General features: G+C 65.3%; 18 protein-coding genes. 4 read left to right on the forward strand and 14 right to left on the reverse strand.

The window, feature by feature from the left end:
* Positions 1–81: 81 nt before the first annotated feature.
* The 5 genes from V5279_RS26060 to gatC form a co-directional block, all read right to left on the reverse strand.
* Entirely contained in the window at positions 82–1,443 is a 1,362-nt protein-coding gene (locus tag V5279_RS26060) for a patatin-like phospholipase family protein (protein ID WP_338701388.1), read from the reverse strand.
* A gap of 162 nt (positions 1,444–1,605) precedes the next feature.
* Positions 1,606–1,887 carry a hypothetical protein gene (locus tag V5279_RS26065; protein ID WP_338689322.1) on the reverse strand — a complete coding sequence of 94 codons (282 nt, stop codon included), beginning with the start codon at positions 1,885–1,887 and terminating at the stop codon, positions 1,606–1,608.
* 3 nt (positions 1,888–1,890) lie between these two features.
* Positions 1,891–3,366: an Asp-tRNA(Asn)/Glu-tRNA(Gln) amidotransferase subunit GatA gene (gatA, locus tag V5279_RS26070; protein WP_338689324.1), complete on the reverse strand. Its 1,476-nt coding sequence runs from the start codon at positions 3,364–3,366 to the stop codon at positions 1,891–1,893.
* The gene (locus V5279_RS26075) at positions 3,363–3,593 is read right to left on the reverse strand and encodes a hypothetical protein (RefSeq protein ID WP_338689326.1); all 231 of its coding nucleotides are present in this window, start codon (positions 3,591–3,593) and stop codon (positions 3,363–3,365) included. The genes gatA and V5279_RS26075 overlap by 4 nt, the downstream gene beginning before the upstream one ends.
* A 78-nt stretch (positions 3,594–3,671) precedes the next feature.
* Entirely contained in the window at positions 3,672–3,959 is a 288-nt protein-coding gene (gatC, locus tag V5279_RS26080) for an Asp-tRNA(Asn)/Glu-tRNA(Gln) amidotransferase subunit GatC (protein WP_166294441.1), read from the reverse strand.
* Positions 3,960–4,325: 366 nt separating this feature from the next.
* Between gatC and V5279_RS26085 the strand changes: the two genes are divergently transcribed.
* Entirely contained in the window at positions 4,326–4,496 is a 171-nt protein-coding gene (locus V5279_RS26085) for a hypothetical protein (protein WP_166294440.1), read from the forward strand.
* Here the strand turns inward: V5279_RS26085 and V5279_RS26090 are convergent.
* Both V5279_RS26090 and V5279_RS26095 read right to left on the reverse strand, forming a co-directional pair.
* Positions 4,487–5,566 (reverse strand): nitronate monooxygenase family protein, encoded by a 1,080-nt coding sequence (locus V5279_RS26090; RefSeq protein WP_338689331.1) that lies wholly within the window; start codon positions 5,564–5,566, stop codon positions 4,487–4,489. The genes V5279_RS26085 and V5279_RS26090 overlap by 10 nt on opposite strands.
* 109 nt (positions 5,567–5,675) lie before the next feature.
* The gene (locus V5279_RS26095; RefSeq protein WP_338689333.1) at positions 5,676–6,692 is read right to left on the reverse strand and encodes a nitronate monooxygenase; all 1,017 of its coding nucleotides are present in this window, start codon (positions 6,690–6,692) and stop codon (positions 5,676–5,678) included.
* Positions 6,693–6,810: 118 nt separating this feature from the next.
* Between V5279_RS26095 and V5279_RS26100 the strand changes: the two genes are divergently transcribed.
* From V5279_RS26100 to V5279_RS26110, 3 genes are all read left to right on the forward strand, one after another.
* Positions 6,811–7,701, forward strand: a complete 891-nt coding sequence (locus tag V5279_RS26100; protein WP_338689335.1) for a LysR family transcriptional regulator — start codon at positions 6,811–6,813, stop codon at positions 7,699–7,701.
* Between the two features lie 76 nt (positions 7,702–7,777).
* Positions 7,778–8,260 (forward strand): Holliday junction resolvase RuvX, encoded by a 483-nt coding sequence (gene ruvX / locus V5279_RS26105; RefSeq protein ID WP_029081064.1) that lies wholly within the window; start codon positions 7,778–7,780, stop codon positions 8,258–8,260.
* Positions 8,261–8,262: 2 nt separating this feature from the next.
* A complete protein-coding gene (locus V5279_RS26110; RefSeq protein WP_338689338.1) occupies positions 8,263–9,189 on the forward strand; it encodes an AEC family transporter in 927 nt (308 codons plus the stop codon).
* Here the strand turns inward: V5279_RS26110 and V5279_RS26115 are convergent.
* The 7 genes from V5279_RS26115 to V5279_RS26145 all read right to left on the reverse strand — a co-directional run bounded on the left by V5279_RS26115 (position 9,186) and on the right by V5279_RS26145 (position 16,871).
* Positions 9,186–9,977, reverse strand: a complete 792-nt coding sequence (locus V5279_RS26115) for a type II CAAX endopeptidase family protein (protein ID WP_338689340.1) — start codon at positions 9,975–9,977, stop codon at positions 9,186–9,188. The genes V5279_RS26110 and V5279_RS26115 overlap by 4 nt on opposite strands.
* A gap of 17 nt (positions 9,978–9,994) precedes the next feature.
* The gene (locus tag V5279_RS26120; protein ID WP_338701389.1) at positions 9,995–10,765 is read right to left on the reverse strand and encodes a CPBP family intramembrane glutamic endopeptidase; all 771 of its coding nucleotides are present in this window, start codon (positions 10,763–10,765) and stop codon (positions 9,995–9,997) included.
* 10 nt (positions 10,766–10,775) lie between these two features.
* On the reverse strand, positions 10,776–12,419 hold the full coding sequence (locus tag V5279_RS26125; RefSeq protein ID WP_338689342.1) for an isovaleryl-CoA dehydrogenase: 1,644 nt from the start codon (positions 12,417–12,419) through the stop codon (positions 10,776–10,778).
* Positions 12,420–12,681: 262 nt separating this feature from the next.
* Complete coding sequence (locus V5279_RS26130) at positions 12,682–13,638, reverse strand: outer membrane protein (RefSeq protein WP_338689344.1); 957 nt, start codon at positions 13,636–13,638, stop codon at positions 12,682–12,684.
* A 185-nt stretch (positions 13,639–13,823) separates the two neighbouring features.
* On the reverse strand, positions 13,824–14,276 hold the full coding sequence (locus tag V5279_RS26135) for a hypothetical protein (RefSeq protein ID WP_338689346.1): 453 nt from the start codon (positions 14,274–14,276) through the stop codon (positions 13,824–13,826).
* A 35-nt stretch (positions 14,277–14,311) separates the two neighbouring features.
* On the reverse strand, positions 14,312–14,725 hold the full coding sequence (locus tag V5279_RS26140; protein WP_165123969.1) for a hypothetical protein: 414 nt from the start codon (positions 14,723–14,725) through the stop codon (positions 14,312–14,314).
* Positions 14,726–14,870: 145 nt separating this feature from the next.
* Positions 14,871–16,871 (reverse strand): serine hydrolase, encoded by a 2,001-nt coding sequence (locus V5279_RS26145; protein WP_338689349.1) that lies wholly within the window; start codon positions 16,869–16,871, stop codon positions 14,871–14,873.
* Positions 16,872–17,018 lie beyond the last annotated feature (147 nt).

Consider the following 17,018-nt stretch of genomic DNA (forward strand, 5'->3'; position numbering starts at 1 on the left):
CTTGGGCTTCGCGCAACCAAACGCGCCAGTCAAGCCGCCTTGCAGCCCCCTTTCGGCCGTCGCCGGGCCACGTAGCGCTGATTACAGCCCACGCCGGAACTGCTGATAGGCCTTGCTTGCCCGCAGCGCGTCGGCGCCGCCCACAATCAGCTGGTCGACCTGCTCGGGCGGCAGCGAAAGCCGGGTCGGGATGGCGTTCAGGATGCCGGCACGCTCCGGTCCGAGCCGGTCGAAGCCGAGCCGCTCGACATAGATCGCGACGTCGCCGCACTTCCAGCCGGCGCCGACGCCGAGCCTGGAGCGATCCGCCGCCGACAGGCCGCAGCGCCAGCGCTTCAGCTTGCCGGACCAGTCGTTGGCGAGCGCCGTGAACGCCGCGTAGCTCGAGCGCACGCTGGCATCGATCGCGGTGTCGGCGGCCGCCGACACCAGCTCGACGCCGTTCGGTCCTTCCAGCGTCTGCACGAAGTCGCCGGAGATGCCGCGGCCTGCGTCGACCACCAGGAACAGGATGCGCCTGAGCTTGGCCGCCTGCCGTTCGTTCAAAGGCTCGTACGGACGCTGGGCTGCGAGCAGCCCGATGCTCAGCCCCGACAGGCCGTAATTGTCGACGAGGCCGCCATCGAGCAGCTTGACATAGCGCATCGAGCCGTCGCGGTAGCGCGCCTGGGCCTCGGCGTAGGAGCGCAGCAGCGGCTGCGCGTTCGGATCGTTGCGCACCCGCTCGAGCCACGGCGGCAGCGGCGCCGAGCAGCCGCCGGGAAAGGTTTCAAGCACGATCGGCGCAAATGCCAGCGGCACCGCAGCGGATGCGGCGACCGCCTCGGCGATACGATAGGAGCGGATGTCGCTGCACAGCGCATCGAACGCGGTCTTGCCGAACACGAACGGCGTGCGGTTGTAGATGTCGGACGCGTTGATCCAGACCCGCGGGCGGCGGTCGTCGGGCAATGCCTCGAACCGCGCGCCATTGAACAGATTGCGATCGAGCCAGTCGGTGAACTGGCTGTCGTTGACGCCGCCGCCCAGCGCGCGCCCGATATTGCCGAGCGAGATCCGGGTCTTCAGTCCCTCCTCGGCGTTGCGCAGCAGGAAGCGCTCGCGGAAATCGTCGAGCGCGGCGCGCCGCTTCAATCCGAAATAGGCGGCGGTGATCGAGCCGCCGGATACACCGGAGACAAAGTCGACGCGGTCGAGCAGCGTCTTGGTGCCTACAGCGCTGGAGCGCGTGCGGTCGAGCTCTTCCAGCACACCGAAGGAAAACGCCGCGGCGCGCGTGCCGCCGCCGGAGAACGACAGCGCAAGCAGCAGGTCGTCTTCATAGCTTGGCATGTCGCTGATGCCGTTGGTGTCGGCAGCCACGGCGCCGAGCGGCACATTGCCGGGCAGATTGTAGACGGACGCACAGCCGGCAAGGCCCGCCGCCGTCACGGCCACCAGCAGCGCTGACAGCCATCCCCCTATCCCCGACCCACGCACGAATACTCTCTTGCCGCTGGCCCCCGCCCGGTTCCGTTAGCCTATCACGGCCAATCTGGGCGGCGGCATGGCGGACAGAACAGGGTTAATGATCGCGGTGCCTCGGCACCGGCAAACCTAGGCGCTTTACGTCAAAAGCGTGGAAACGATCCGCTCCCACTCGGCCTCGAGCGAGTCCCTGGCAACCGGCTGATTGGCGTGGCGATACCAGTAGTCGGCATTGCCGAGATCGCCCTCGACGCGATGCAGATGGGCATGAACCCAGGCCGAGCTGGCGGCGCTGCCGTCCTTCACGATGTCGTGCGCCTTGTGCCAGTCGCCCTTCTTCGCCCACCACATTGCGGCGAGCTGCGGCGACAGCGCCGCATCAGGCGCAGTGTCAGCGAGACTGGCGCGGAAATCCGCCATCGGTCACCACCATTTCGGCGGCGTGAAACGGCCGGCCGCCTGTTCGATCACTTCGCCGAGCGAGAATAGCGTCTCTTCGTCGAACGGGCGACCGATCAGTTGCAGGCCGAGCGGCAGGCCCTGCGCGTCCTTGCCCGCGGGCACGGCGATGCCGGGCAGGCCCGCCATGTTCACGGTCACCGTGAAGATGTCGTTGAGATACATCTCGACCGGATCGGCGCCGCCCTTCTCGCCGATGCCGAACGCCGCCGACGGCGTCGCCGGCGTCAGGATCGCGTTCACGCCCCTGGCGAAGCAGTCCTCGAAATCCTTCTTGATCAGCGTCCGCACCTTCTGCGCCCGCAGATAATAGGCATCGTAATAGCCAGCCGAGAGCACATAGGTGCCGATCAAGACGCGGCGGCGCACCTCATCGCCAAAACCGTCGGCGCGCGTGTTCTCGTACATCTCGATGATGTTCTTGCCCGGCTCGCGCAGGCCGTAGCGCACGCCGTCATAACGCGCGAGGTTCGACGAAGCCTCCGCCGGCGCCACGATGTAATAGGCCGGCAGCGCGTATTTGGTGTGCGGCAGCGACACCTCGACGAGCTCGGCGCCGGCAGCCTTCAGCCATTGCGCGCCCTCGCTCCAGAGTTTTTCGATCTCGGCCGGCATGCCGTCGAGACGATACTCCCTGGGGATGCCGATCTTCATGCCCTTCACGGACTTGCCGATCGCGACTTCATAGTCCGGCACGGCGATGTCGACCGATGTCGTGTCCTTCGGATCGTGCCCCGCCATCGAGCGCATCAGGATCGCAGCGTCGCGCGTCGTTCGCGCGATCGGACCGGCCTGGTCGAGCGAGGACGCAAAGGCGACGATGCCCCAGCGCGAGCAGCGGCCATAGGTCGGCTTGATGCCGACGGTTGCAGTGAACGCGGCCGGCTGGCGGATCGAGCCGCCGGTGTCGGTCGCGGTTGCGCCCATGCAGAGCGATGCCGCCACCGCCGAAGCCGAGCCGCCTGACGAGCCGCCCGGCACCAGCGTGGTGTTGGAGCCCTCGCGCCGCCACGGGTTGGTGACCGGGCCGAAGCACGAGGTCTCGTTCGACGAGCCCATCGCGAACTCGTCATTGTTGAGCTTGCCGAGCAGCACCGCGCCGTCGCGCCAGAGCTGCGAGGTCACCGTTGACTCGTAGGGCGGGGTGAAGTTGCCCAGGATCCTGGAGCATGCCGTGGTCCTGATGTCGCGGGTCGCGAACAGGTCCTTGATGCCAAGCGGAATGCCGGCCAGCGGCCCGCCCTCGCCTTTAACAATTTTCTCGTCGACGGCCTTGGCCATCTCGCGGGCGCGGTCCGGTGTCTCGAGCACATAGGCATTGAGCACGCGCGCGGCTTCGATGGCGGCGAGATGCGCATCGGTCAGCTCAACGGCGGTGAAAGACTTGCCCACCAGGCCCTCGCGGGCCTCGGCAATCGTCAGCGATGTCAAATCGGTCATTTATTGATCGGGCTGCAGAAGAAGGGAGAAAGGGTCTTGTCGTTGCCGGGATCGTCCTGCCGCGCTTTGGCATTTTCCTTGGCGCGCGCGGCGTCGAGCGCCTCGAGCTGGTCGAGCACGGCGTCGATCGCCTCGTTGGGATCGGCGACCTTTCCCTTGCGCTCCATCACATCGAGGAAGTCCATATAGGCCTTGTAGGCCTTCTCATCGTCGCACAGCAGACACATCGGACTTTGTCGCTTTTGTTTGACGCGTTTTCTTCACGCGAACCGGTATCCACTTCGCTCGAAAACGCGATGCTAGAGTTACTCGACCACCTTCGGCACCAGGAAGAAGTGGTTCACGGTATCGGGCGCATTGCGGACGATGTCGTCGGCGATCTCGCCGTCATTGACCAAATCGGCGCGCTTCTTCATCTCCATCGGCGTCACCGAGGTCATCGGCTCGACGCCGTCGATATTCACTTCCGACAGCTGCTCGACGAAGGCCAGCATCGCGTTCAGCTCCCCCTGGAGATGGGGAACTTCGTCGTCGCTGACCGCGATCCGCGCCAGATGGGCGATGCGGCGGACGGTCGTGGCGTCTACGGACATTATATAGGGCCTCTAGGCTGAAAAGGTCAGCCCGCCGTATAGCAGAGGCCGGTTTTGCGCCGCAACCGCGCTGGGCGCGCGGCTGGCCTCAGACCCCCTGCCGGACGGCCGATCAGGCGCCCGGCAGCCGATGATTCCGGCGGCAAAACCCGCGACGAAACCACTTTGCGGACCCGGCGCAGTCGTCCTGAAACATTCGCGGCGCCTACTCCCCTCAAATAGAAAAGTACGGGAGCCGTCATGTCCATGCGTGAGATCACCCCCCAGCCGGGAGGCTGGGACCCTGCCCTCTGGTCGATCGGTACCGCGATCGGTGTCGCGATCCTTTACGTGGCCTGTCTGGTCTGAACGAGACGAGAAATAGCCATGTCCCAGGCAAAAATTCTGCAGGACAAGGCCGAGATGTTCGAGCGCCGCGCCGAAAGCGCCACGGATCCGATCTCCCGGCAACATTACAAGGAAATGGCCGCGCATTATCGCAGGCTCGCGACCGAGCATCTGGAGGTCAACCAGAGCGAGCCCGCGCGTCAGGCCTGAGATAATGCCCCCATCCGTGCCAGCGCGGCGCCTGCCAGCGCGCGGGTCAGCTCGGCTGCGGGCATTTCCTTGCCCATCCGCACCGCCTGCCCGGCCCACAGATTGGTGAAATCGACCTTGCCCTGTTTTTCGGCAGCCGCCTTCAGCGGGCCGAGCGCGGTCGCCGCATGCGGGAACGCCGGCGCGTCCGGTGAGATCGGGCCGACCTCGCGCATCACGCGATTGGCGACGCCGCGGGCCGGACGGCCGGTCATCACATTGGTGATGACGGTCGATTCATCGCTGGCCTGCGCCAGCGCGATCCGGCCTGCCGCGGTCACCTTGGACTCCGGACAGCGCAGATAGGCCGTGCCGATCTGCACAGCGGAGGCCCCGAGCGCGAACGCCGCCGCGATCCCGCGTCCATCCGCAATGCCGCCGGCCGCGACCACCGGCAGCTTCACCGCATCCACGACCTGCGGCAGCAGCGAGAAGGTGCCGGGCTGCTCGGCGATGGTCTCGGTCAGGAACATGGCGCGATGGCCGCCGGCATCGGCGCCTTGCGCGATGATGACGTCGGCGCCGTTCTCCTCGAGCCAGATCGCCTCCTTCACGGTGGTGGCCGACGACATCACGATGGCGCCCGCCGCCTTCACCCGCTGCAACAGTTTTGCCTCCGGCAGGCCGAAATGGAAGCTGACGACCTCCGGCTTCAACTCCTCGACCACCGCGCAGAATGCCGCATCGAACGGCGCACGGTTCGCCGCGTTGATCGGCGCATCCGGATCGAGGCCATGTTCGCGATAGTATGGCGTCAGCCGCTGCCGCCATTGCGCCTCGCGCGCCGGATCGGCATCGACCGCCTTGTGGCAGAAGAAGTTGAGGTTTACAGGCGCAGACACGCGCTGGCGGATGATGTTGACCTGCTCACGCGCCTTCTCGGCCGACAGCATCGCGCATGGCAGCGAGCCGAGCCCGCCGCCCTGTGCCACCGCAATCGCCAGTTCGGCATCCATCACGCCGGCCATCGGCGCCAGCACGATCGGGAACTCGGTCTTGAAACGATCGATCAATCGACGGTCTGGCCACATGGTGTGTCTCTTTCCTGGCTTGCTCGGAAGTACCCTCTCCCCTTGTGGGAGAGGGTGCGCTCGCGAAGCGAGCGCGGGTGAGGGGTTTGTCTCCGCGGATGCAGACCCCTCATCCGACGCGGACTTTGTCCGCGCCACCTTCTCCCACAAGGGGAGAAGGGAAGAAATTGCGCCGGCCCTGCAGCGACTGCTCGGCTTCGGTGACGATGCGGTCGACGATCTCGGCCGCCGGAACGATATCATGGATCAGCCCGACGGACTCGCCGGCAAACACCGCGGCGATGTCGAAATTGCCCGCGGCTCTTGCGGCGGCGTACTCCGCCGCGATCTCGTCCGCGCGCTGCATCAGCTCGATCTCGCGGCCGCTCCAGCGCCGCAGATGGTCGTTGGCAAGCGAGCGCGCGGTGAACGGCGCCGGCCACATCAATTTGCGCGACCAGTCGAACACCACGCCGCGTACCGTCTCGCCGCTCTTCGCCGCGCAGATCAGCTGCTTCGCCTGCTCGGGCGCGTCGGCCTCGACGCTGGCGTAGAAGCGCGTTCCCATCAGCACGCCGGACGCGCCGAGCATCATCATCGCCGCGACGCCGCGCCCGTCCGCGATGCCGCCAGCCGCAACGACCGGCACGCGCCCCGCCGCGAAATCGATAATCGCCGGCACGATGTCGAGCGTGGTGCGCGAGGCGCCATGACCGCCCGCCTCGGTGCCCTGCGCGATCAGGATGTCGGCGCCGCAATCGAGCGCTTGTTGCGCCATGTCCTCGCTTTGCACCTGGCAGATCAGCAGCGCGCCTGCCGCCTTGATCTTCGGTGCGAACGGCGCGGGATCGCCGAACGACAGCATCACCGCGCGCGGCTTCGCGTCGAGTGCGATATCGATCAGCTCGGGCTGCCTGGCGAGGCTCCAGGTGATGAAGCCGATGCCGAACGGACGGCCAAATCCCCTGAGCGCCGCGGCCTCCGCCTCGAGCCAGGCGCGGTCTCCGTAGCCGCCGCCCAGGATGCCGAAGCCGCCCGCATCGCTCACCGCCGTGACCAACCGGCTTCCCGTGATCATGGCCATCGGCGCCAGCAGGATCGGATGTGTGACGCCCAGACGTGCCGTCAATTCGGTGCTGATCGGCATGCGCTCGCTCCCTGTTCTGGACTTGCTGTTCTGGACTCCAAGCCTAAGCGGGCCTAACATTCTCGGAAAATGAATACTAGAGAACACTACCATCTCTAAATCAGAACGGTGGTCTCCGATGGAATTGACCGACCTCCTCACCTTTTCCACGGTCGCCCGGCTCGGCGGCATCACCCGAGCCGCCGAAGAGCTGAACACCGTGCAGTCCAACGTCACCCAGCGCATCAAGGCGCTGGAGGCCGAGATCGGTACCGCGCTGTTCGAGCGTCACAGCCGCGGCATGTCGCTGACCGGCGCCGGCCGCCGCCTGTTGCCATATGCGCAGCGCATGGCGGCGCTGTCGCGCGAAGCCGTGCTCGCCGCCCGCGACGATGGCGAGCCGAAGGGGCCATTGTCGATCGGCTCGATGGAGACCACGGCCGCGGTGCGGCTGCCGGCGCTGCTGGCCGAATTTCATCGCCGCTATCCGGCGGTGCGGCTGACCTTGCGCACCGCACCGACTGCCGACCTCGTGGCCGCCGTGCTCGACGGCTCGCTCGATGGCGCCTTTGTCGCCGGTCCGATCGAGCACGCCGAGCTCACCGCGGCGCCCGCCTTCACCGAGGAACTGGTGCTGGTCACAGCGCAGCGCTGGACGTCGCTCGCCGCCTTGCGCGCCGGCACGCCGGAGTCGGGCCCGACCGCGCTGGTGTTCCGCACCGGCTGCACCTACCGGCAGCGGCTCGAACAGGTCTTTACCGAATTCGGCTGGCCGTCGGCCGTCCGCTTCGAGTTCGGCACGCTCGACGGCATGATTGGTTGCGTCGCCGCCGACATGGGCGTCACCCTGCTGCCGCGCGCTGTCGTCGAGCGCGATCACGTGCAGCGCGACGTCCACATCCACAAGCTCAACCCGAAGCACGCGCTCGTCGAGACGCTGTTCATCCAGCGCCGCACCGCGCACCAGTACAGCCCGTTGCAGGGACTTGCCACGTGCCTTGGCGGCGACGAGCGGGTGATTGCCGCCTGATCGGCGTTTTCGCATGGACGGCCGGCTGCCGCCGGGCTTTGCCTCGGCGCGCGCCTGCGTGCTAAGCGCTAGCGCCATGCCCGCCCCCATCCTTCCCTTGATCGAAGCCGCGCCGCACTGGCCCGACCGCGGCGCGCTTGTCGGCCTCGACCTCGGCACCAAGACCATCGGCGTTGCCGTCTCCGATCCGGACCGGCGGCTCGCCACCGGCGTCGAGACCATCAAGCGCAAGCAATTCAAGGCCGACGCGGCGCGGCTGCTCGCGATCGCGGCCGAGCGCAACGCCGTCGGCTTCGTGCTGGGCCTGCCGATCAACATGGACGGCAGCGAGGGCCCGCGCGCGCAATCGACCCGGGCGTTCGCCCGCAATCTCGCTGGCCTCACGGCGCTTGCGATCGGGCTGTGGGACGAGCGTCTCTCGACCGCGGCGGTCGAGCGCGAGCTGATCGGGATGGACGTCAGCCGCGCGCGCCGCGCCGAGGTGATCGACGAGCACGCCGCGATCTTCATCCTGCAGGGCGCGCTGGACCGGCTCGCGAAGCTGCGCGGGGACCGCTGAGGATGGCCGTGGTGATCGCGGCGCTGCTGCCGGTGTTCCTCCTGATCGTGCTCGGCTTCGTCCTGAGGCGCACCCTGATGCGGCTCGACACCCAATGGCACGGGCTGGAGCAGCTGACCTACTACGTGCTGTTCCCGGTGCTCTTGGTGCAGACGCTGGTGAAGGCTGATCTGACAAAGGTGCCGGTCGCGGGCGTCGGCGGCGCGCTGCTGCTCGCGGCGCTCGTGATGAGCCTGCTGTGTCTCGCGCTGCGCGGTCCGCTCGCCCGCGCCGGGGTCGACGGTCCCGCCTTCACCTCGATCTTCCAGGGCGCGACACGCTGGCAGACCTATGTCGCGCTGTCAGTGTCGCGCAATCTCTATGGCAGCGTCGGGCTGGCGCTGGCCTCGGTCGCGATGGTCGCGATCATCCCGCTGGTCAACGTCTTCAGCGTCGCCGTACTGGCGAAATATGCCTCGTCCGAGAAGCGCACTGTGGGCGCGATCGTGATGACGGTCGTGAAGAACCCGCTGATCTGGGCCTGCGTGATCGGGCTCGCCATCAACGTCGCGCACATCGCGCTGCCGCAGATCTGGCACGATGTCGCCGACGCGCTGGGCGGCTCGTCGCTCGCGATCGGCCTGCTCGTCACCGGCGCCGGTCTGCATCTGGAAGGCATCTTCCGCCCCGGCCTCGCCGCCAGCGCCGCGCTGGTCCTGAAGCTGGTCGCGATGCCCGTGCTCACCGTTGCGCTGGCGGTGTGGTTCGGCGTCAGCGGCGCCAATCTCGCCATCGTCGCGGCCTGCGCCGCGGTGCCGACCTCGCCGTCAGCCTATGTGCTGGCGCGCCAGATGGGCGGCGACGCCCCGCTGCTCGCCCAGATCATCACGCTGCAGACGATTCTGGCGGCGGTCACGATGCCGGTCGTGATTGCCGCGGTCGGGCTTTAAACATAAGGCCCTATCATGAAGGAACTGATTATGTTCATGGCCGAGTGAACGAGCACAGTCAGCCAGGTCGAATTACTCCGCCAACGAAAGTAGCCCAGAGCGAGGCCGAAAACGAATATACAGAAGCGATCGGACCAATCGTATTGAGTGTGGTTGAGAGCCCAAACCACTGATGTCAAGACGATGGCACCGACTGGCCCGAAGAAAGACTGCGACCATCCTCGAAACAAAAAGCCGCGGACAATAAACTCCTCCATGATCGGCGCGGCCAAGCAGCAGCCGATCAGGAAGGTTAGCAAGCCACCCCGCCCTTGCACGTTCAAACTAGGAGCGATCCAACTCGTATCTGCGCCTACGAAAGCTCGAAAATAGCCCTCCACGATCAGGATGACTGCCGTGATCGCGAATGCGAGAAAAAGCTCTCGTGAACTGGGCCAATTGAGCGCAAGGTATTCGGAAAAGTCCCGATCGAGCTTGCGGACAGAGACCCAAAGCACCGCAACCGCAGCTGGACTTCCGAAGACCAGACCGGCGCCCTGCCAGCGTCCCTCGAACTCAACATGAGCAATCGGGATTGTCCCATACTGCGCGAGTATAAGGACAAAAAGTCCAAGCCCTGCCGTTAGAAGAAACGCGCCGTAAGCGACAAGGCCAATAAGCGTCGTCTCCAGGAAATCCCATACCCGCGGCGATTTCGCCGAAGCCGGGACCGGCGAATTGGCATTCTCGAAGTTCGACATCAGGATTTTTTCTGCAACAACGTTGCAGCGAAGGTGGGCCTGCTTCAAGCTAACATGCGAGACCGCTACCCCGCCAGCCACCAGGTCTGGATCGTGGCCGCGAGGTTGTTCAGCCCGTGCAGCAGGATGGTCAGCCAGGTCGAGCCGGTGCGATAACGGAGGTAGCCGAACAGCAGGCCGATCGAGAGCACCTCGCAGAGGAAGAACCAGTCGTACTGGAGGTGCATGACGGTCCAGACGATCGACGACAGCAGGATCGCGCCGTAGGGGCCGAGCGCAGATTCGGACCAGCCGCGATAGAGCCAGCCGCGCGCGAACAGCTCTTCCCAGAGCGGCGCGGCGACGGCGAAGGCGATCACCAGCAGCCACAGCGCGCTGTGCTCCTGCGCCGATTTCAGCACGTCGCCCATGAAGCCCGGCGTCACCTCGCGGCCGGCGGCGCGGGACACCATGTCCCAGGCCCCGACCAGCACGAGCAGCGCAACGATGCCGATGATGACATTCTTCCACGACGTGCCGCGCAGCCCGAGATAATCCGCGAACGATATCCGGGTCCGGCGGATCGCGAGCCATAGCACCAGCACCACCATCGGCAGCCCGGCGAGCACCGAGAGCGAGATCGTCAGACCGTCGGCGACCACATGGGTGATGCCGGCCACCGACAGCTCTGCCCCCTGCGCCATGATGCGGTAGACGATGACGGCGACCTGGCCGAGGAACATCGCCGCGAAGATGACGAGGCCCCACAGCGCGGTGCCCCAGAACTTCCAGACCCGCGGCGGACGTGGTGGCGGTGTAACCGCCGCCGGCGGAGTATCGGGATTGAGTGCGTCCATCAGCAAACCTTCATGGCAGCGCTCGCGCCAGCAGCGCGCGCTGATCGGCATCGGATAGGTCCACCGCGCCGTACATGCCGGCGTGGCGTTCGGCAAGCCGTGTCGTCGCGAACAGCTCGGCGTTTTTGGGCGAGACCTGGTTGAGCGCCGCTGCGGCCGCCAGCAGCGCAAGCTTCTCGACCGCCAGCCGCGCGATGCGCTCGCTGTCGGAGCGGCGGAATGACTTCCCAATCATCGCAACAGCATCGGCCGCACCCGGCAGGCCCTCGGTCTCGTCGGCGAGCGCGCGCAGCACGGCGAGCGCGGCATCGGCCTCGCGGCCGAGCGCACGCAGCACGTCGAGGCACATCACGTTGCCGGAGCCTTCCCAGATCGCGTTGACCGGCGACTCCCGGTAATGCCGCGCCAAAATGCCCTCCTCGACATAGCCATTGCCGCCGAGGCACTCCATCGCCTCATAGAGGAAGCTAGGTGCGCTCTTGCAGATCCAGTATTTGATCGCCGGCGTCAGCAGCCGCATATAGGCGGCCTCGCCTGCGTCGGTGGGCGCACGATCGAAGGCGCGGCAGAGCCGCATCACCAGCGCGGCCTGCGCCTCGACATGCAGCGCCATGTCGGAGAGCACCGCCTGCATCAGCGGCTGGTCGGCGAGATGCTTCTGGAACACGCTGCGATGCCGCGCGTGATTGAGCGCATGCGCCAACCCCGAGCGCATCAAGCCGGCGGATGCGATCGCGCAATCCTGCCGCGTCAGCTGCACCATCTGGATGATGGTGCGGATGCCCTTGCCCTCCTCGCCGACCAGCTCGGCATACGCGCCGTGGAATTCGACCTCCGAGGAGGCATTGGAGCGGTTGCCGAGCTTGTCCTTCAGCCGCTGGAAGTGGATCGAATTGACCGTGCCGTCGGGCGCAAAGCGCGGCATGAAGAAACAGCTCAGCCCCTGCTCGGCCTGCGCCAGCACTAGGAACGCGTCGCACATCGGCGCCGACATGAACCATTTATGCCCGGTGATGCGATAGGCATCGCCGTCGCGCTCGGCGCGCGTCATGTTGGCGCGCACATCGGTGCCGCCCTGCTTCTCGGTCATGCCCATGCCGAGCGTCATGCCGCGCTTGGTCCACCACGGCGCAAAGCTCGGGTCGTAGGCGCGCGTGCCGATCACAGGCATCGTCTTCGCCAGAATGTCCGGCTGTGAGGCCAGCGCCGCGACCGAGGCGCGCGTCATCGTGATCGGGCAGAGATGGCCAGTCTCGACTTGCGCTGCGATATAGAATTTTGCCGCGCGCACCACTTCGGCCGCGCCACCGGCCGGCCTGCCGTCCGCGGTCCAGGTCGAGTTGTGCACCCCGGCATGCGCGGAGTGCGCCATCAGCTCGTGATAGGCCGGGTGAAACTCGACCTCATCGCGGCGGTTGCCCCTGGCATCGAACATTCGCAGTTTCGGCGTGTTCTCATTGGCGACGCGGCCGCGCTCCGCCATCACGGCAGATCCCCACTGCTTGCCGAAATCGGACAGCTCAGCCGTCGCCGCCGCGCCGCCATTGGCGGCGACGGCCGCGACCAGCGGCGCGTCCGCCGTGAACAGGTCGACATCCCAAAACGGCGGCGACTGGTTGAAGACGTCGTGGGTGGTGAACGGAGCCTGCGTCATGGTCTCCTCGGTAATTGGTCTCGCTGCGCGGACAACCGGTCTCCGCCGGGGTGGATCACGGGCCAGCCGTGGCGCAATGGAATCGATGGATCATAAGCCTGCGCGCCGGTGCCGGGCAGCGAAAAATGCGCTTCAGCCAGGACGTGTACTCAAAAATGGGCCCGCGCGATGCAGGCAGGTGCTGGCCCCGAAGTCGGACATCGGGGAGAGATGATGAAGGCATGTCAGCTAAGGGCCAGAACCAGAAGTCGCCGTGGTCAGATCAGTGGAACTGATAGTTCAGCCCGACGCGCAAGACGTTGTCGGTGAAATGGGTGTGCGTGGTGATAGTGCCGCTGAAGGGCGATGTGATTAACCCCAAACCGGGCGGGTTGACGGACGCGCCAGGAAACGGGCCGATCGTGTCGAGCGATCCCAAGTCGACGTAGAGGTATTCCAATTTCCACGTCCAGCCCATCCCATACGAGATTTTGCCCTCGATCCCTCCGCCAACCGTAAAGCCAACCTTCGTCCTGGAGTCGCTGAAGGCGTTCGCGCTGGGTGTAAGGGCAGCGTTGGTGTTTATTGACCCACTAACACCAGTAACGCCCGACACTTCGACGCGGCCAAAAGCCAAGCCGCCGGTCCCATAGATCAAAACCTGATCGGTTATCAAACCTCCAACACGCCCACGAACTGTCCCAAACCAGTTAATCTTGGCATCATACGTGGTCGCTGCGGTGCCGTTGAGCGTGCCAGTCAGAAGACAGGTCGGAGGACCGTTATTAGGAAATACTACAGGCACCCCCGGTGGGCCCGCGGCCGCGAGCGTGCAAACTGTCGTTGAGAATGGAGCGGCAAACGTATTGCCCCCTCGCTCGCCCGAATCTTGAATATCAGCCTCGAAACCCAACACCCATCTCGGGCTGAATTGATAATTGTAGCCGACCTGGCCACCGCCGCTGGCGCCATTTAGCTTTGCTGTATTCGAGCCCGCAACCGCAACGCTATTGTTTGGAAAGCCACCTAAGAAGGTTGGAAACACAACGGTGGTCGCGTTGCCTACAACATCGGTATCGGCCTTGCCCCAGCTGTAACCGACGTTGCCGCCCACATACAATCCGGTCCAACTATAGACCGGTGCGGGTGCGGGCGGCGGAGCCTTGACCGGCATGTCTGCCGCGAAAACGGGCGTTCCGACCAGCGCAATGGCTGCAACCGCATTTGCCAGCTTGTTCACTACGGCCTCCAGCAATCGTCAAGGCTAACACGCTCCTACAGGCCGGGCTGTTACCCATTCATCACGACGAAACATTTTTGCAGTGACGAAGTCCGAAATGGGTCATTTGCAGACGTTCCCGGCCGGTCAGGCCATGTCCGCTCTATCCCCTAGACGCGGACAATCCGGATTTATCGGTGCCTGCCCTAGATGCTTCCATGCCTGGGCGCATGGCGGCCGAGCCAGCGGTCGACCCAGTCACTGGCGCGGGTCCGGCTCGCCTCCTTCCTGGACGCCTGGACAGGAAAAATGTCGCCGCTGCTCAGTTGCCGGTTATCCGGATAGGCCGCCAGCTGCAGGTTCGACTCATGCGCGGCGCCATCCACCGGAGAGATGTAGGCAAACCGGATCTCGATCTTGTGCTTGATGTCGGAGCCCTGCCACTTCGGATGATGCCGCGCCAGCAGCTCGACAAGCTCGCAAGGCAAGAGGTCGGAGGTCGAGCTCCGCGACCCCTCGGTCTTCTCCATGTAGCATTGCTCCTTGACGCTGCTGACGCGCGCGTCGATCGGCCGGAAGTTCACCCGCTTGTCGAGCTCGCCATAGGCATAGAAGCCCGCGACGCCGATGGCGATGATCCCGTAGAGCCCCAGACGCATCGTCGAATTCCCATCCTGCCCGACCGCCGTGACGGTCAGATCGAACGCGTCTTCTCCGCCTTGCTCTTGGAGGCCAGCACCGGCAACACGTCGCCGGCGCGCAGCGGCTTGCCGTTGGGGAAGTAGGACATCTGCAGGCTCGACTGGTGCGTGGCTCCATCGACCGGCGAGACATAGACGACGCGCACCTCGATCTTGTGCTTCACGTCATAGCCCTGCCACTTCGGATGCTCCTTGCGCAGCAGCTCGGCAGTTTCGCAGCGAGTCAGGTCGGACGTAAACGTCGTCTTGGTGATGACGCCGCGCTCGACCTTTTCGAGATAGCACTGCTCGTTGACGCCGCTGATGCGCGCATCGACGCGCTGGTAGTTCGCGCCCTTGTCGTACTGGTCGTAGATCGCGATGCCGGCAGCGCCGACGACAATGATTGCAATGGCTCCGAAACGCATGCTTCGTGCTCCCGTAATGCGCGCACTTGATACGGCCGCAATTAAGGAGTGTTGAACGCGCATTCAGCTGCTTTTGCGATGGCAAGCTTTGTCTTGCGAAAATGCCTCGGATTTGAAGGAAATCCGATCCGGCTTTTGGCATCAGCTATTTCGTCGCCGGCGCGATGATCGCCGCCTTCTGCTCCCAGGGCCCGGGATTGAGGATGAGCCCGGAGACCTTGCCCGCCGTGTCCCTGACGAACGCGATCCTGGTGTGATCCTCGTCGTCCACCGTGAATTCGTTGTTCGATGTGGCGACCAGCGGCGTCGCCTTGCCTTTCTCGAACGCAAGGAGCGGCCAGGCCCCCATAGCTTCCGCGACGAGCCTGCCCTGCTCGACGCGAAGCTGAAGCTGGACCGTATCGACACTCCGCGCAGCCCGCACAACGCTGAGCTCGTTTGCACCGTCTTGCCCCTTGTGGACCGTCTTCATCCTGATCGCCGTGTCGGCCTGCCCTCGCAGCCGGGCCAGCACGTCGCCGAGCGAACGTCCCTTGAGCGGCGCGCCGTCGAGTTCGGTGATCAGATCGCCCGCCACTACGCCGGCCTTGGCTGCGGGGCTGTGAGGAAGCGGCCGATTGATCCGCAGGCCCTCCGGCTCCATCGTGACGAACGCCTCGATGCCGAGCCAGCCGGTTTTGCCGTCGGCCAGGCCCTGCCGGTCGCGCGAACTCACCGAGGCGCCGAAATCATACATCCCGGCATAGTCGGCGAGCGCTTCCGGGCTCGCCATCGCCGATCCCGCCGGCGGAGCAGACGAGGACGACCCGGCAACCGTCAATGCGCCATAGGTGAGATGATTGATCCCGGCGTAGCGCAGCGCTGCGCGTCCCTTGCTGCCGGGCGTCGCCTGGATCATCTGGAGGCCGATCAGTTTCTCCACCGGATCGATCCAGAAATAGGTGCCCCACAACCCGGCCCAGGAATAGCTTCCGACGGCGCCGGGTATCCAGCTGAAGACGGGATTGACGCGGATCCCGAAGCCAAGCCCAAAGGTCGTTCCGGCACGGCTGCCGACCTCGTCACCGCCAAAGATCCGAGCGTCCGGAGACAGCGCGTTCGTCGTCATCTGCTTCACCGCCTGCGGGCTGAGCAGGCGCACGCCATCGAACTCACCCTCGTTGAGAAGCATCTGGCAAAAGCGGAGATAGTCGGACGCGGTCGACACCAGCCCGCCGCCGCCGGCGAACAGCTTCGTCGGCTTCGTGACATCCCAGATCGGCGGCCGTTCCGGCATGGGAGAATCGACCAGGCGGTCGAGCTTCTCCTTCGGCACATAGAAGCCCGTGTCGACCATATGCAACGGCGCGAAGATGCGGCTCTGCAGGAATTGGTCGAAAAACTGACCGGACACGACCTCGACAATGCGGCCGAGCACGTCGGCGTTCCAGCCATATTCATGGACTTCGCCCGGCTGATGGGCGAGCGGCAAGCTGGCCAGACTGGAGACGAAATCCGCCAACGTCTTGTCGCGCCTGAACACAGCCTTCGAGCCGTAGAGCATGTGGATCACCCGGATCGCAAATTCGGCGTCCGCGTCCGAAAGGCCGCGTTCCGGATAGGCAAAATCCATTTCCGGGTAGATCAGGCCCGACGTATGCCGCAGCAGATCGCGAACCGTCATCGGCCGCTTCGGCAGATCGAGCCCGTATTCCGTCTTGCCGGTGGCCGGGTCGGTCTTCAGGGACGCGACCCGCATCTCCGCAAGCTCGGGCAGATACCGCGCAACCGGTGCGTCGAGGTCGAGCTTGCCCTCGTCGACCAGCATCATGGCGGCGACGCTGGTCACCGGCTTCGACATCGACGCGATCCAGAAGATCGAATCCGTCTTCATCGGAACAGTTTTGGCGCGGTCCTGAAATCCGATCGCCTGCAAATAGGCGAGCTTGCCGCCTTTGGCGATCGCGACCACGGCGCCGGGCAAAAGGCCGTCCGACGGCGAGAAGGCATCGAAGCGGCGCTGGTACCAGGGCGCGATCCGCGCCAGCCGCGCGGCGGAGAAGCCCAGGCTCGTTGCGTCGCCCGGAGTCGTCAGCTCGTCGGCGGACGCCGGCCCCAACAGACAAAGCGCGATCGAAATCGTCCGTATCGACGCGATCAGTTTCATCCGGGGCATCTCCACGTCACGACTTGCGGGGTCCGAGCCCGCCGCATCGAAAATGGCACGGACAACGCCCCGCGGCGCGCCGATTTCCGCGCCGGATTGGCCGATTCTGTAAACGGCCAGATTTACTTCGGAATCGGCGACTGGATT

The sequence above is a fragment of the Bradyrhizobium sp. 26S5 genome (assembly GCF_036923295.1).
GTDB classification, from domain to species: domain Bacteria; phylum Pseudomonadota; class Alphaproteobacteria; order Rhizobiales; family Xanthobacteraceae; genus Bradyrhizobium; species Bradyrhizobium septentrionale.